The following is a 15,019-nucleotide window of genomic DNA, read 5'->3' as shown; positions in this document are numbered from 1 at the left end:
GCGATTTGCCTGCGAATTATGTAATGGAGTTACCCAAATAATGCGATTCATTAACCTGAAGAAGTGGATGTGGTTGTTGCTGGTTGTACCCGCGATGGCGATGGCTCAGCAAAGCACATCGGTCAATGCTGGCGAGCGCGCCGCAATCAAGGATCTGCTCGGTGCAATCGACGCCGACAAGCTGGTGCAGGCGATTGGAGAAGGTGCCCAGGAGCAATCGAAGCAAATGGTGCCGGCGATTCTCGAGCAGGCGCTGGTGCAGAACAAGTCGTTGACGGAAGCGCAAAAGCGGGCTGCCGTTCCGACTTTGCAGAAAGAAGCGGTTCCGAAATTGGTTGATCAGGCCGGCAAGGTATTCACCACCGACAACTTCAAGAACGACGCGATCCAGGCGCAATATGACGCTTACGCAAAATACTACACGACCAACGAAATCAAGGACTTGACCAAGTTCTACAAGAGCCCCACCGGGCAGAAGTACATCCAGGTGCAGGATAAGGTCGGCCAGGATGTGGTTGGCGGTCTGATGCGCAAATACATGCCGCAATCCATCCAGGCAACGCGCACTTTGGCCGAAAAGGAAGTCGCTGCCGTCAAACCGGCGAAGTGATTTTCCTGTCTGTTTGATCGATAATGGCCGTTTGCGGGTGACTGCTGGCGGCCATTATTGTTTTGGTGGCGCCCAGTGCGTCCCCCGAGTAGAGTTGAAACGCAAGAGGCGTCGCGGATTCGGGTCCGCGCATCCTTTTGCGTTTCAATTTTTCCCTTGAACAGCAATGACACGGCCCTATAATTTTTCGGCGGGTCCTGCGGCGCTTCCTCCCGAAGTGCTGACCGAAGCCGCTGCGGAAATGCTCGACTGGCATGGCTCGGGCATGAGCGTGATGGAAATGAGCCATCGCGGCAAGGAGTTCACGTCGATCATCGGGCAGGCCGAGGCGGATCTACGCGAGTTGCTGGCGGTGCCGTCCGACTATCGGATCCTCTTCATGCAAGGCGGGGCGCTGGCCGAGAACGCCATCGTGCCGATGAATCTGCTGGGCAACAGGCACGAAGCCGATTACGTTGTCACTGGCGCCTGGTCGATCAAGTCCCAAAAGGAAGCGCGCAAGTATTGTTCCGTGAATATTGCGGCCAGCAGCGAGGCCGACGGTTTCAGGGCGATTCCGCCACAGGACACCTGGCGTTTGTCCAAGAATCCCGCGTATGTGCACATCTGCACGAACGAAACGATCCATGGTGTCGAATATTTCTGGACCCCCGATCTGAAGTCGGCCGGGCTGCCCGATACGCCGCTGGTGGCTGACGTTTCGTCGCATATTCTCTCCCGGCCGATGGACGTGTCGAAATTCGACGTGATGTATGGCGGTGCACAGAAGAACATCGGGCCGGCCGGTCTGACGCTGGTGATCGTGCGCGAAGCGTTGCTGGGACGTGCATTGCCGGTCTGCCCGTCGGCCTTCGACTGGAAGACCGTTGCCGAAGCCCACTCCATGTACAACACACCGCCGACCTATGCGATATACATTGCCGGATTGGTGTTTCGGTGGATCAAGGGGCAAGGTGGCCTGGCAGCCATCGAGCAGCGCAATAAAGCAAAGGCCGAGACGCTCTATCGATGCCTGGATGAGAGCGATTTCTATCGGACTCAGGTTGCCCCGGCCTGCAGATCGCGCATGAACGTGCCGTTTTTCCTGGCCGATGAGCGGTTGAACGAGCCGTTTCTGGACGGCGCGCGAGAGCGTGGTCTGCTGCAACTCAAAGGGCACAAGCTCGTGGGTGGCATGCGGGCGTCGATTTACAATGCGATGCCGCTCGCGGGCGTGCAGGCGCTGGTCGACTACCTGCGAGAATTTGAACGCAGCCACGGCTGACACCGGCGCACCCCGCGCGCGGAGTCTTTCCCGAGCGCGGCACCGATCACATTCGCTCAACGAAGATAGATTGATGGCAGACGAACTCTCCGCATTACTTGCGCCGCTGCGCGCAAAAATCGACGTAATCGACGAACAACTGCTCCAGCTGCTGAATCAGCGCGCGGCAGTGGCGCTCGAGGTCGGCGAAGTCAAGAAGCGTCTGGGCGCGCCGGTTTTTCGGCCTGAGCGCGAACTACAGGTGATCGCTCGCTTGCAGGACTCGAATGGCGGACCGCTCGGCAATGACAGCCTGTCGGCGATCTGGCGCGAAATCATGTCCGCCAGCCGAGCGCTGGAAAAGCCGCTGGCAGTCGCTTACCTGGGGCCGTCCGGAACCTACAGCGAGCAGGCCGCGTTCGGATATTTTGGGCGCAGCGTTCAGGAGCAACCTTGTGCGTCGATCGACGAGGTCTTCCGCGCGGTTGAGGCCGGAGCCGCGGATTTCGGGGTTGTGCCAGTCGAGAATTCCACCGAAGGCGCCGTCTCGCGCACGCTCGACCTGCTGCTCCAGTCGCCGTTGACGATCAGCGGCGAAGTGGCGCTGCCGATTCATCACAACCTTCTGACACTCAGTGGCAACTTGGCGGGGGTTACGTCCGTCTGTGCGCATCCTCAGGCGCTGGCTCAGTGCCAGCACTGGCTGAGCGCCAATGCGCCGCAGTTGGAGCGGCGTGCCGTATCCAGCAACGCAGAGGGAGCTCGGCTGGCCAGCGTCGATGCCACCGTGGCGGCCATTGCCGGCGATGCGGCCGCCGCCCAGTATGGTCTGCAGGTCGCACAGGCCCATATTCAGGACGATCCACATAACAGAACCCGCTTTGTTGTTATCGGCACCCTCGATACGGCGCCGAGCGGGCGTGATCAAACTTCACTGATCCTCTCCGTGGCCAACCGCGCGGGTGCCGTGTTTGGTCTGCTTGAGCCGCTGGCGCGGCATGGCGTTTCAATGACTCGTTTTGAATCCCGGCCGGCCAAGAGCGGTGCGTGGGAATATTATTTCTACGTCGATATCGAGGGTCATCGCGCCGACCCGAAGATTGCCGGCGCGCTGGCGGAACTCGAGGAACGAGCCGCGTACTGCAAAGTGCTCGGTTCCTATCCCCAGGCTCGCTGAGCGCCTGACATCTTCTTTTCTCATGGCCATTCAAAAACTTGTTATCGCAGGCGTCGGCTTGATCGGCGGGTCGCTAGCTCTGGCGCTCAAGGAAGCTGGCGTCGCCAGGCAAATCGTCGGCATCGGACGTAGCCGCGGCAGCTTGCAGCACGCGCTGGCGCTCGGCGTTATCGACGACATCGCCGAGTCGATCGAGTCGGCCCTGGCGGATGCCGATATCATCGTTCTGGCTGCGCCGGTGGCTCAGACGCCGGTCTTGTTGCGCGCCATGGCACCGCACTTGCGTGGCGGCACGATCGTTACCGATGCCGGCAGTACCAAGGGGGATGCGGTCGCTGCGGCGTATGCCGCGCTGGGGGCTGATGCCTGGCGTTTCGTGCCGGCACATCCGATCGCCGGCGGGGAGCTGAGCGGTGTCGATGCGGCCCAGGCCGGGTTGTACCGCGGCAAGCGGGCGATTTTATGTCCATTGCCGGAAAATCGTCCGGCGGACGTCACTTGCATCGAGCAGATGTGGTGTGCTGCCGGTGCGCTGGTCAAGCATATGACGGCTGAGCAGCATGATGCCGTGTTCGCGGCGGTCAGCCATCTGCCCCATATTCTCTCCTATGCGCTGGTCGCGCAAATCCTGGACAGCTCGTACGCCGATCTGAAGCTGGACAACGCGGGAGCCGGGTTTCGCGACTTCACGCGCATTGCCGCATCGAACCCAGAGATGTGGCGTGATATTTGCCTCGCCAACAGGGCCCCTCTGTTGGGTGAAATCGACGGATATATGGCGATGTTGCAAGACATGCGGCGCATGCTGGCGGCGGCAGATGGCGCCGCGCTCGAGCGCGTATTTTCGCGCGCCAGTCAGGCGCGTCTGGACTGGGGAAGGCAGCAAGAAAAATGACGAACTTCCTCGATCTCGGTCCGTTCTCGAAGGCTTCCGGCACGATCAAGTTGCCTGGCTCGAAAAGCATTTCCAATCGCGTCTTGCTTCTGGCAGCGTTGAGCCAGGGCGTGACCGTGGTGCATGACCTGCTGGCGTCGGACGACACCCACGTCATGCTCGAGGCTTTGCGCACGCTGGGTGTTCGGTGGGACCAACCGGGTGACGGCAGCACGGTGGTGCACGGCGCGGGCGGCGATTTTCCGGTCAAGCAGGCGACTCTTTTCATGGGCAACGCGGGAACCGCGATACGGCCGCTGACCGCCGCCCTGGCACTCAATCGAGGCGACTATCGCCTCTCCGGCGTGCCGCGCATGCACGAGCGGCCGATCGGCGATCTGGTGGACGGTTTGCGGCAGATCGGCGCTCGTATCGACTACACGGGCCAGCCCGGCTTCCCGCCATTGCATATCCATGCGGCCGATGTGCAACTGCACCAAGTGCCGATTCGGGTGCGAGGTGACGTCTCGAGTCAGTTTCTGACCGCGCTGTTGATGGCTGCTCCACTGCTCAGCGCGGCAGGCGATGGCGTTGAGATCGTTGTCGACGGCGAACTGATCTCCAAGCCGTACATCGACATCACCCTGCGACTGATGAGCCGTTTTGGCGTGCAAGTGCAGCGCGATGGATGGCAACGGTTCACGGTTCCGGGCATCGCGCAAGGAGGCGGATATCGAAGCCCTGGAACGATTCACGTCGAAGGCGATGCGTCCTCGGCATCCTATTTCCTCGCGGCGGGCGCCATAGGCGGCGGGCCGGTCACCGTCGAAGGGGTCGGGCGCGACAGTATTCAAGGGGATATCCGGTTTGTCGACGCCCTTGAACAAATGGGTGCCAGGATTACGCTGGGCGAACATTCGGTTGTCGCGCATGGCGTCTCGACGGCAAACGGCAAACTGCGTGCGATCGACATGGATTTCAATCACATCCCGGATGCGGCGATGACAATTGCCGTGGCGGCGCTGTTTGCCGATGGCACCAGTTACCTGCGAAATATCGGCAGTTGGCGGGTCAAGGAGACGGATCGCCTGACCGCCATGGCGACGGAATTGCGCAAACTTGGTGCTGCGGTCGACGAGGGCGCCGATTTCCTGCGCATTACGCCTCCGGCAAAGCTGCGTCGCGATGCGGCAATCGATACCTACGATGATCACCGCATGGCGATGTGCTTTTCTCTGGCAAGCCTGGGCGGCGTGCCTGTGCGCATTAACGACCCGGGTTGCGTCGCAAAAACGTTTCCCGATTATTTTGCTGAATTTAGCCGCATTGTCGATTAAGGCGATGCCCGGCAAAGAGTTCTGTTCGCCTGGCGATCGGTGTCCCGACTATACTCAATCCGGCGACAAAAAAGTGTCCCGGTGCGGGATCCGGAAGTTGACGCGTGGCAATGGTGCTCCAGCGAGGGTTACGGGGCCACGTCCCTCGCTTCCGGCATTGTCGGGTCTTGACGCCTGAAAATATCAAACCAAGCAGGACTTTGCTATCTCATGGATGTTAGTGAGCGCGACAATAGCGCGATACCAGTGATCACCGTCGACGGGCCGACGGCCTCGGGGAAGGGGACGGTGGCGCACCGGGTTGCCGATGCGCTGGAATTTCATTATCTCGACAGCGGCGCGCTATACCGCTTGACCGCACTGGCCAGTGCCCGCCATGGCATCGCCCCGGACGACGCCGATGCCCTGTCGGTTCTGGCCGAAACCCTGGATGTGCGCTTCGGCGAGCAGCGAGTGTGGCTCTCGGGCGAGGACGTCACGGACGCGATTCGTGCCGAAGCGATCGGCAATCGAGCATCGGCGATTGCCGTCCATGGGGCGGTAAGGCGTGCTCTTCTGGCGCTTCAGCACAGCTTCAGGAAGGCGCCGGGACTGGTCGCCGACGGCCGTGATATGGGCACGGTCGTCTTTCCTGATGCGGTTTTGAAGGTGTTTCTGACCGCCAGCGTTCAGGCGCGCGCGCAGAGGCGATATAAGCAATTGATAGAAAAAGGATTTTCTGCTAATATAGATAGTCTTTTACTGGATTTGCAGGAGCGTGACGCGCGGGATCGCACCCGGGCAGAAGCGCCGCTGCGGCCGGCAGAAGGGGCGAGGGTACTCGATACATCCGGCATGACCGCCGATCAGGCTGTTGCGCAGGTGCTCGAATGGTTCTCGCAAGCGCAGTACCCGCAAGGTGCCTGAACTTTTGTTCATGGCGTGTTTTTAACTTTTAACCCCCCGTTGTGGCGCAGTTCCACATGCGCGCCTGACGGTATTTTCCATTTTTATGTCCGACCTGCAAACCTCGACAAACGAATCTTTCGCGGCCCTGTTCGAAGAGTCGCTTTCCCGCCAAGACATGCGCGCTGGCGAAGTTATCAGCGCAGAAGTGGTGCGTGTCGACCACAACTTCGTGGTTGTCAACGCGGGACTCAAGTCCGAAGCTTATATTCCCATTGAAGAATTCCTGAACGATCAGGGTGAGGTCGAGGTTCAGGCCGGCGATTTCGTTTCCGTGGCGATCGATGCCCTGGAAAACGGCTACGGCGATACGGTCCTGTCGCGTGACAAGGCCAAGCGTCTGGCTTCGTGGCTGTCGCTCGAAAAGGCCCTGGAATCGGGCGAACTCGTCACCGGCACGATCACCGGCAAGGTCAAGGGCGGTCTGACCGTCATGGTCAACGGCATTCGCGCTTTCCTGCCCGGCTCGCTGGTGGATACCCGTCCGGTCAAGGACACCACGCCGTATGAAGGCAAGACCCTCGAATTCAAGGTCATCAAGCTTGATCGCAAGCGCAACAATGTAGTGTTGTCGCGTCGTGCGGTCATCGAGGCGACGCAGGGCGAAGAACGCGCCAAGCTGATGGAAACGCTCAAGGAAGGCGCGATCGTCAAGGGCGTGGTCAAAAACATTACCGACTACGGTGCGTTCGTCGATCTGGGCGGCATCGACGGCCTGTTGCACATCACCGACATCGCCTGGCGCCGTGTTCGCCATCCGAGCGAAGTGCTGTCCGTCGGCCAGGAAGTGACGGCCAAGATTCTGAAGTTCGATCAGGAAAAGGGGCGAGTTTCCCTGGGCGTGAAGCAGCTCGGCGAAGATCCGTGGGAAGGCATCGCACGCCGCTACCCGCAAGGCACCCGCCTGTTCGGCAAGGTCACGAACATTACCGATTACGGTTCGTTCGTTGAAGTCGAATCCGGTATCGAAGGCTTGGTGCACGTGTCCGAAATGGACTGGACCAACAAGAACGTGGCGCCGTCCAAGGTTGTCCAGTTGGGCGACGAAGTCGAAGTCATGGTCCTTGAGATCGACGAAGACCGCCGTCGTATCAGCCTCGGCATGAAGCAGTGCAAACCCAATCCCTGGGATGATTTCAGCCGTAACTTCAAGAAAGGCGACAAGCTGACGGGCGCGATCAAGTCGATCACCGACTTCGGCGTGTTCATCGGCTTGCCCGGCGGTATCGATGGCCTGGTGCATCTGTCCGATCTGTCCTGGAGCGAAACCGGCGAAGATGCCGTGCGCAAGTACAAGAAGGGCGACGAGGTCGAAGCCGTCGTGCTGGGCATCGATGTCGAGAAAGAGCGCATTTCGCTGGGTATCAAGCAGCTCGAAGGCGATCCGTTCAACAATTTCGTGGCGATGAACGACAAGGGTGCGCTGGTCAACGGCGTCATCAAGTCGGTTGACGCGAAGGGCGCCGTCGTTAGCCTGGGCGAGGATGTCGAAGGGTATCTGCGTGCCTCCGAGATCACCCACGATCGAGTCGAAGATGCGCGTAACGTCCTCAAGGAAGGCGATGCGGTGAATGCGATGATCGTGAATATCGATCGCAAATCGCGCAACATCAACCTTTCGATCAAAGCGAAGGATTCCGCCGAGCAACAGGAAGCGATCCAGAAACTGCAGTCGCAGTCGGACAGCTCGGCTGCCAGTGGCACCACCAATCTGGGGGCGCTACTCAAAGCCAAGCTCGATAGCCAGAATCAATAAGGTTCGAGCCTTATGACCAAATCCGAATTGGTCAACCAGCTCGCGGCGCGATTTCCGCAACTGGTGCTCAAAGACGCCGATTTCGCCGTCAAGGCGATACTTGATGCGATGGCCGATGCCCTGGCATGCGGTCACCGTATCGAGATCCGAGGTTTCGGCAGCTTTGGGCTCAACCGGAGGCCGCCGCGGGTTGGGCGTAATCCCAAGTCCGGCGAGAAAGTGCTGGTGCCGGAGAAGTTCGTGCCGCACTTCAAGCCAGGCAAGGAATTGCGCGAGCGAGTCGACCACAAGGCCGAGCAAAACTAGCAATTGGTTTTCCAAGTAAAAAAAGCGTCTTCTGACGCTTTTTTTACTTTTGCGCCGGACGTTTTCTATTGCTCGCCTTGCCGTGCGGAGACGCGCGAGGGCTTTCCGGTACAATACGGCGACACTGCATGGCGCAGGCCCGAGGGCGGGTTGTCATGTACTTCAAACCTGCCGCAGGAGCATTTCGACATGAAATTGATTGTTTGGATCGTACGGCTGGTGATTTTTTTGGTGCTTTTGCTGCTCGCGCTGGCCAATACCGACGAGGTCCCGCTGCATCTGTTTCTTGGGCACACATGGACTGCGCCTCTGATTCTGATTGGCCTTGCATTCTTCGTGGTGGGAATGCTGATGGGGGTGCTGGCGACACTGCCCAGTCTGGTGCGTCAGCGCTTCGATCTGCGCCGCGCGCGCCGGGCGCTGGAACAGGCCCAACGGGACGCCAGCGGGGTGCAACAGCAACCGCCCATCCTGCCGCCCGTCTGAATGACCCAACGCCAGTCTGACGGCGTTTAACCGACACTATCAAAAGAAATACCACAATGGAATTCGAGGTCTGGTGGTTGCTGGCGATCCCAGTGATCTTTGGGCTGGGTTGGGCCGCATCCCGGTTCGACGTCAAGAGCCTGCTTTCCGAGAGCAGCAACTTACCGCGATCTTATTTTCGCGGGCTCAATTTTCTGCTGAATGAACAACCCGATAAGGCGATCGACGCTTTTATCGAGGTTGCAAAACTCGATCCCGAGACAACGGAGTTGCATTTCGCGCTCGGCAGCCTGTTTCGGCGGCGTGGCGAAACAGAGCGCGCTATCCGTGTTCACCAGAACCTGCTGAGTCGCGATGATCTGCCGGTTAGCGAGCAGGAGCATGCGCTTTTCGATCTCGGACAGGATTTCCTGAAGGCCGGCCTTCTGGATCGCGCCGAGGAAGCCTTCCAGCGACTGCAAACCGGTAGCTTCGCAAAACAGGCCCAGCACAGTGTTCTGGCGATCTACCAGATCGAAAAGGAGTGGCACAAGGCGCTCGAGTGTGCCGATCGCCTGGCCGCCGACGGCGACGGCTCTTCGTACGAAAAGGAAATCTCCCAGTTTCATTGCGAACTGGCGCAGGAAGCATTGCAGCGAAAAGACGCCGCAGCCGCCTCGGCCGAAATCGAGGCGGCATTGCGCGTCAACCCGGCAAATGTCCGCGCGATGCTGTTGCGTGGCGATATGCTGCTTCACAATGGCGACCCGGCAGGTGCGCTGGCGATCCTGAGCGAGGTACCTCGGCAGAATCCAACCTACGTGGGATTCGCTGCGGGGCGGCTGATGCGTGCCTATGAAGCGCTGGGACGAACTGCCGAGGGCATCGTTCATCTGCGCGACATGCTTTCGCTCCATCCTTCGGATGATCTGGCCGAGGTTGTGTTTGAAAAAGTCATGGCACAGGATGGACCCGACGCGGCCTACGCCGTAGTGCGAGACGAAATGAAGCGTGCGCCCAGCGTGCAGTCTGCCGTCAAGTTGCTGACAGCGCATCACGAACACGCCAGCGGGTCGCAGCAAGCCGATTTGGTCATGGTGCGAGAGTGGCTACTCCAGCGCACCAAAAATTTGCCGCGCTATGTCTGCGAGCAGTGCGGCTTTCGCGCCCGCTTTTTCTACTGGCAATGCCCCGGGTGCGGCGGATGGGAGACCTACGTGCCCCGCCGCGCCGACATGCCAGCTTCATCCTGATCCTATTTGTATCGAGCAGCTATGAAAGTTACTATCATCGGCACCGGTTATGTTGGACTTGTCACGGGCGCCTGTCTGGCCGAGCTTGGCAATGACGTTTTTTGCCTGGACATCGACCAGCGCAAGATCGACATTCTGAATAGTGGCGGCGTACCTATCCACGAACCGGGCTTGCAGGAAATCATCGACCGCAACCGTGCCAGCGGGCGTATGGTGTTCTCGACCGACATTGCAGCGAGCGTAGCGCACGGCCAGATCCAATTCATTGCCGTTGGCACGCCGCCCGACGAAGACGGCTCGGCAGATTTGCAGTACGTGCTGGCAGCGGCACGGAACATTGGACGTCACATGAAGGAGTACAAGGTTGTCGTCGACAAATCGACCGTCCCGGTTGGAACCGCGGACAGGGTGACCGACGTGATTGCCAAGGAGCTGGCGGCGCGTGGCGCCGACACAGAATTCGCCGTGGTATCGAATCCGGAGTTCCTCAAGGAAGGCGCTGCGGTGGAAGATTTCATGCGCCCCGATCGCATTGTGCTGGGCTGCCGCGACGACGTTGCCGGGCAAAAGGCCAAGGCAATGATGAAAGCGCTGTATGCACCGTTCAACCGCAACCATGAACGAACGTTTTTTATGGATGTGCGCTCTGCCGAGTTCACTAAATACGCCGCGAACGCAATGCTGGCGACGCGGATTTCCTTCATGAACGAACTCGCCAACCTGGCCGATCGCGTCGGTGCCGACATCGAGCACGTTCGCCTGGGCATCGGTTCGGATCCGCGCATTGGCTATGACTTCCTCTATGCCGGATGCGGCTATGGAGGGTCATGTTTCCCCAAGGACGTCCAGGCGTTGATGCGAACCGCGAACGAGAACGGCCTGCCGCTGCAGATTCTGGCGTCGGTCGAGTCAGTCAACGAACGGCAAAAGGAAGTGCTGATTGGCAAGATCCTGGCGCGCCTGGGTGAACGCCTTGACGGCAAGTCATTCGCTATCTGGGGGTTGGCATTCAAACCCAATACCGACGATATGCGCGAAGCGCCGAGCCGGCGCATCATTGCCGCCCTGTTGGGGCACGGCGCTTCCGTGCGGATCTACGATCCCGTTGCCATGGACGAGGCTCGCCGTGTGCTGGCGCTCGATTTTGCGGGGCGAGAGGAACTACTGGCTCGCGTCACCTTTGCCCAATCACAGAATGATGCACTCGAAGGGGCCGATGCGCTGGTCATTGTGACTGAATGGAAAGCTTTTCGCAGCCCCGACTTCGAGCGCGTCAAGGCGGCCATGAGGGCGCCGCTGGTGTTCGACGGTCGTAATCTTTACGCTCCGGAAGCCATGAGCGAACTGGGTATCGAGTATTACGCCATTGGGCGCTCTGCCGCGCCACAACGCTCATGAGTAAGACAATGACTAACTCAGGCACCATTACGCGCGCGCGGCTCGCGGCGGCGCACGTGTTGGTCGTCGGGGACGTGATGCTGGACCGGTATTGGTTTGGCGATGTCAACCGAATATCACCTGAAGCACCGGTACCCGTCGTGCATGTGAAACGCAACGAGGAGCGCCTGGGCGGCGCTGCCAACGTCGCCCTCAACGCGGCGGCGCTGGGCGCAAAAGCCGATCTGCTCTGCGTGATCGGGCAGGATGAACCGGGTGACCGCATTGCCGACATGTTGGCGGCGAGCGACGTCGCGTCGCACATCCACCGCGATGAAGAGCTGTCGACAACGATCAAGTTGAGAATCGTATCGCGCCAGCAACAATTGCTGCGGATAGATTTCGAAAATCAGCCGACTCACGAGGTCTTGCTCGGCGTCCTCGATCGGTATCGCAAGCTGCTGCCGGCACATAACGTCGTCTTGTTGTCCGACTATGCCAAGGGTGGTCTCACCCACGTGCAGCCCATGATCGAGACGGCTCGAGCGGCGGGCGTGCCCGTCCTGGTCGACCCGAAGGGCAGCGAATATGCGAGATACCGGGGCGCTACCGTGCTCACCCCAAATCGTGCGGAATTGCAGCAGGTCGTCGGGCGGTGGCATTCGGAGAGCGACCTTGTGGCGCGTGCGCAAAGGCTTCGCGACGATCTCGCGCTCGACGCGCTGCTGCTGACCCGGTCCGAGGAGGGCATGACGCTCTTCACCGCAGATGGTGTGCTGAACGAGCCTGCTCAGGCACGCGAAGTCTACGATGTCTCGGGTGCCGGCGACACCGTGATTGCGACGCTGGCCGCAATGGTCGGAGCGGGCGTGCCTCTGGCTGACGCGGTGCGGCACGCGAACCGGGCGGGCAGTATCGTCGTCGGCAAGCTCGGTACGGCAACCGTCGATTACGCAGAACTTTTCCCAGGCAACTGACATGACCATTATCGTCACCGGCGCAGCGGGTTTTGTCGGCGCCAACCTTGTCAAGGCACTCAATGAGCGCGGCGAAACCGACATCGTGGCGGTCGATAACCTGACTCGCGCCGACAAGTTTCGCAATTTGGTTGATTGCGATATCAGCGATTACCTCGACAAAACCGATTTCATCGAGCGTATGGCGCGGCGCGAGTTCGGTAAAGTACGCGCGGTATTCCACGAGGGCGCATGTTCGGACACGATGGAAACCGACGGCCGCTATATGATGGAAAACAATTTCCGCTACACGCGTGCGCTGCTCGACAGTTGTCTGGCGCAAGCCGTACCGCTGCTGTACGCGTCGTCGGCCGCGGTCTATGGGGGCTCCGACACCTTCGTCGAGTCGCGCGAGTATGAGCAGCCGCTCAACGTCTATGGGTATTCGAAATTTCTTTTCGACCAGGTTGTCCGGCGGCTGACCCGTAACGCCGGTGGAAAGCTGCCCAGTCAGGTCGTAGGGTTTCGCTATTTCAATGTTTACGGTCCGCGCGAAGCGCACAAGGAGCGCATGGCGTCGGTCGCCTTTCACAATTTCAACCAGTTCCGCAGCGAAGGCAAGGTCAAGCTGTTCGGCGAATACGGCGGGTATGCCGCCGGTCAGCAGAGCCGCGATTTCGTATCGGTCGAAGACGTCGTGAAGGTCAATTTGCATTTCTTCGACCACCCGGAGCAAAGCGGCATCTTCAACCTGGGGTCTGGCCGTGCCCAGCCGTTCAATGACGTTGCGATGGCCGTGGTCAATACGCTACGTGGCGTACAGGGCATGCCGGCGATGCCGCTGGAAGCGTTGGTGCGTGACGGATTGATTGAGTACATTCCATTTCCGGACGCATTGCGTGGCAAGTATCAATGCTTCACACAAGCCGATATCGGTCAATTGAGGGCGGCGGGTTACGACGCTCCGTTCCTGAGTGTCGCTCAAGGCGTTGAGCGGTACTGTCATTGGTTGCTTTCAAAATAATTCTGTAACAGCCTTCGAGAGCTGGAAGCGTTTGCGCCACGCGCCCGTTGCTGTCGGTTCTCCGCCGATGGCGCGGGTGCGGGGTGTTGACACAGGGAGGGCAACGGCATCGTCGTATGCCCATTTTAAAAGTGGTCAATCTCGATAAGGACCGCATTATGTTGAAGAAAGTACTGCTGGCAGTTGTCGCTTTTTTTGTTTTCTCCGGTATGGCCGCGGCCGCCGTTGACGTCAATACGGCCAGCCAGGCTCAATTGGAAACGATCAAGGGCATTGGTGCAGCCAAATCAAAAGCGATCGTGGAAGAACGAACCAAGAATGGTCCGTTCAAAAGCGCTGAGGACCTTGCCAGACGAGTCAAGGGCATTGGGAGCAAATCCGTTGCCAAACTCGAGGCGGAAGGGCTGACGTTCGGCGACAGGAAGGCGGCGCCAGTGACAGCAAGCAAGCATGGCGACGCGAAAGGCAACGCTCATTCGGCTGACAAGGCGGCCAAGAAAAACGCCGCGCATGAAGGCGCAGCTACCACGCCCGCCGGCAAACCCGCGCAGAAGTAGCGATTTCTTGCATTTCCAAAGAACCGCCCTTGGCCCCCGCCTTCGGCGGTTTTTTATTTCCCCGATGAGCGGGTGGGCAACCGTCCGGACCGAGCTGCAGCACCGCGCTCCGCCGTGGTTTAGAATGCAAGCACTCCCTATGCTCGCGAGCTTTGTGCAATGACTTACAAAACCATTGAAGACACGATCGGCAATACCCCTCTGGTGCAACTGGTGCGCTTGCCGGACGAGGAGGCGCGTCGCCGCAACAACGTGATTCTGGGCAAGCTTGAAGGAAATAATCCGGCAGGGTCGGTCAAGGACCGTCCGGCGTTATCGATGATCAAGCATGCACAAGCCCGTGGCCGGATCAAGCCGGGCGATACGCTGATCGAGGCGACCAGCGGCAACACCGGTATTGCGCTGGCAATGGCTGCCGCCATACGCGGTTACAAAATGATTCTCATCATGCCGGAAGACTTGTCGATCGAGCGCCGGCAGAGCATGGCAGCGTATGGCGCGCAGATCATTCTGACGCCGGTCAAGGGGGGCATGGAATACGCCCGCGATCTGGCGAATCAAATGGAAAAAGACGGCAAAGGTGTGATTCTCGATCAATTTGCCAATCCGGACAATCCGCTGGCTCACTATGAAACGACTGGCCCGGAAATCTGGCGGGACACTGGTGGAAACATCACGCACTTCATCTCTGCCATGGGCACGACCGGTACGATCATGGGCGTATCGCAGTATCTGAAGGAACAAAACGCAGCCATTCAGATCGTTGGCGCCGAGCCTGCGGAAGGGTCGCGGATTCCCGGCATCCGCAAATGGCCGGAAGCCTATCTGCCGAAAATTTTCGACAGAAATCGGGTTGATCGTACCGAGTCCGTTACCCAGGCCGAAGCCGAGGTCATGGCGCGACGGCTGGCTGCGGAGGAAGGCATTTTTTGTGGTATTTCCGCTGCAGGGGCCTGCGCGATTGCATTGCGTATTGCGCGGGAAGTCGAGAATGCGACGATCGTTTTCGTCGTATGCGATCGTGGCGACCGCTATCTGTCGACCGGCGTATTTCCTGCCTGAGCCCCGCTTCACCGCCGCGCTATCGTTGAGCTGTCAATGCTTGCCGGCGCGCGAATTTACTTTATCGCGCGCCTCGG

Annotated in this window: 15 protein-coding genes; all 15 read left to right on the top strand. The window is 59.5% G+C overall.

What is annotated here, in order from left to right; all coding sequences use genetic code 11:
• Window positions 1-40 precede the first annotated feature (40 nt).
• The 15 genes from PATSB16_RS13060 (at window position 41) to cysM (ending at window position 14,942) form a co-directional block, all read left to right on the top strand.
• On the top strand, window positions 41-610 hold the full coding sequence (locus PATSB16_RS13060; protein WP_047214549.1) for a DUF2059 domain-containing protein: 570 nt from the start codon (window positions 41-43) through the stop codon (window positions 608-610).
• A gap of 166 nt (window positions 611-776) precedes the next feature.
• Complete coding sequence (gene serC / locus PATSB16_RS13055) at window positions 777-1,874, top strand: 3-phosphoserine/phosphohydroxythreonine transaminase (RefSeq protein ID WP_047214548.1); 1,098 nt, start codon at window positions 777-779, stop codon at window positions 1,872-1,874.
• Between the two features lie 73 nt (window positions 1,875-1,947).
• On the top strand, window positions 1,948-3,030 hold the full coding sequence (gene pheA, locus PATSB16_RS13050; protein ID WP_047214547.1) for a prephenate dehydratase: 1,083 nt from the start codon (window positions 1,948-1,950) through the stop codon (window positions 3,028-3,030).
• A 22-nt stretch (window positions 3,031-3,052) separates the two neighbouring features.
• Window positions 3,053-3,925 carry a prephenate dehydrogenase gene (locus tag PATSB16_RS13045; RefSeq protein ID WP_047214546.1) on the top strand — a complete coding sequence of 291 codons (873 nt, stop codon included), beginning with the start codon at window positions 3,053-3,055 and terminating at the stop codon, window positions 3,923-3,925.
• Window positions 3,922-5,241, top strand: coding sequence for a 3-phosphoshikimate 1-carboxyvinyltransferase (gene aroA / locus PATSB16_RS13040; RefSeq protein WP_047214545.1), 1,320 nt, complete (start codon window positions 3,922-3,924; stop codon window positions 5,239-5,241). Before PATSB16_RS13045 ends, aroA begins: the two co-directional genes overlap by 4 nt.
• A gap of 210 nt (window positions 5,242-5,451) precedes the next feature.
• A complete protein-coding gene (gene cmk, locus PATSB16_RS13035; protein WP_047214544.1) occupies window positions 5,452-6,147 on the top strand; it encodes a (d)CMP kinase in 696 nt (231 codons plus the stop codon).
• 85 nt (window positions 6,148-6,232) lie between these two features.
• Window positions 6,233-7,942 (top strand): 30S ribosomal protein S1, encoded by a 1,710-nt coding sequence (gene rpsA, locus PATSB16_RS13030; protein ID WP_047214543.1) that lies wholly within the window; start codon window positions 6,233-6,235, stop codon window positions 7,940-7,942.
• Window positions 7,943-7,954: 12 nt separating this feature from the next.
• On the top strand, window positions 7,955-8,248 hold the full coding sequence (locus tag PATSB16_RS13025; RefSeq protein ID WP_047214542.1) for an integration host factor subunit beta: 294 nt from the start codon (window positions 7,955-7,957) through the stop codon (window positions 8,246-8,248).
• A gap of 189 nt (window positions 8,249-8,437) precedes the next feature.
• Window positions 8,438-8,734 carry a LapA family protein gene (locus PATSB16_RS13020; RefSeq protein ID WP_047214541.1) on the top strand — a complete coding sequence of 99 codons (297 nt, stop codon included), beginning with the start codon at window positions 8,438-8,440 and terminating at the stop codon, window positions 8,732-8,734.
• Window positions 8,735-8,790: 56 nt separating this feature from the next.
• Window positions 8,791-9,966, top strand: a complete 1,176-nt coding sequence (gene lapB, locus PATSB16_RS13015; RefSeq protein WP_047214540.1) for a lipopolysaccharide assembly protein LapB — start codon at window positions 8,791-8,793, stop codon at window positions 9,964-9,966.
• Between the two features lie 21 nt (window positions 9,967-9,987).
• Entirely contained in the window at window positions 9,988-11,364 is a 1,377-nt protein-coding gene (locus PATSB16_RS13010; RefSeq protein WP_047214539.1) for a UDP-glucose dehydrogenase family protein, read from the top strand.
• A gap of 8 nt (window positions 11,365-11,372) precedes the next feature.
• Window positions 11,373-12,320, top strand: coding sequence for a D-glycero-beta-D-manno-heptose-7-phosphate kinase (rfaE1, locus tag PATSB16_RS13005; protein ID WP_052892681.1), 948 nt, complete (start codon window positions 11,373-11,375; stop codon window positions 12,318-12,320).
• Window position 12,321: 1 nt separating this feature from the next.
• Window positions 12,322-13,323, top strand: a complete 1,002-nt coding sequence (gene rfaD, locus PATSB16_RS13000) for an ADP-glyceromanno-heptose 6-epimerase (protein ID WP_047214538.1) — start codon at window positions 12,322-12,324, stop codon at window positions 13,321-13,323.
• A gap of 116 nt (window positions 13,324-13,439) precedes the next feature.
• Window positions 13,440-13,880 (top strand): ComEA family DNA-binding protein, encoded by a 441-nt coding sequence (locus PATSB16_RS21310; protein ID WP_052892680.1) that lies wholly within the window; start codon window positions 13,440-13,442, stop codon window positions 13,878-13,880.
• Window positions 13,881-14,039: 159 nt separating this feature from the next.
• Entirely contained in the window at window positions 14,040-14,942 is a 903-nt protein-coding gene (cysM, locus tag PATSB16_RS12990) for a cysteine synthase CysM (RefSeq protein ID WP_047214537.1), read from the top strand.
• Window positions 14,943-15,019: the final 77 nt, after the last annotated feature.

It is taken from the genome of Pandoraea thiooxydans, from assembly GCF_001931675.1.
Lineage (GTDB): Bacteria > Pseudomonadota > Gammaproteobacteria > Burkholderiales > Burkholderiaceae > Pandoraea > Pandoraea thiooxydans.
The sequence above is the reverse complement of the archived record's forward strand: the minus strand, read 5'-3'. Positions and strand labels throughout refer to the sequence as shown.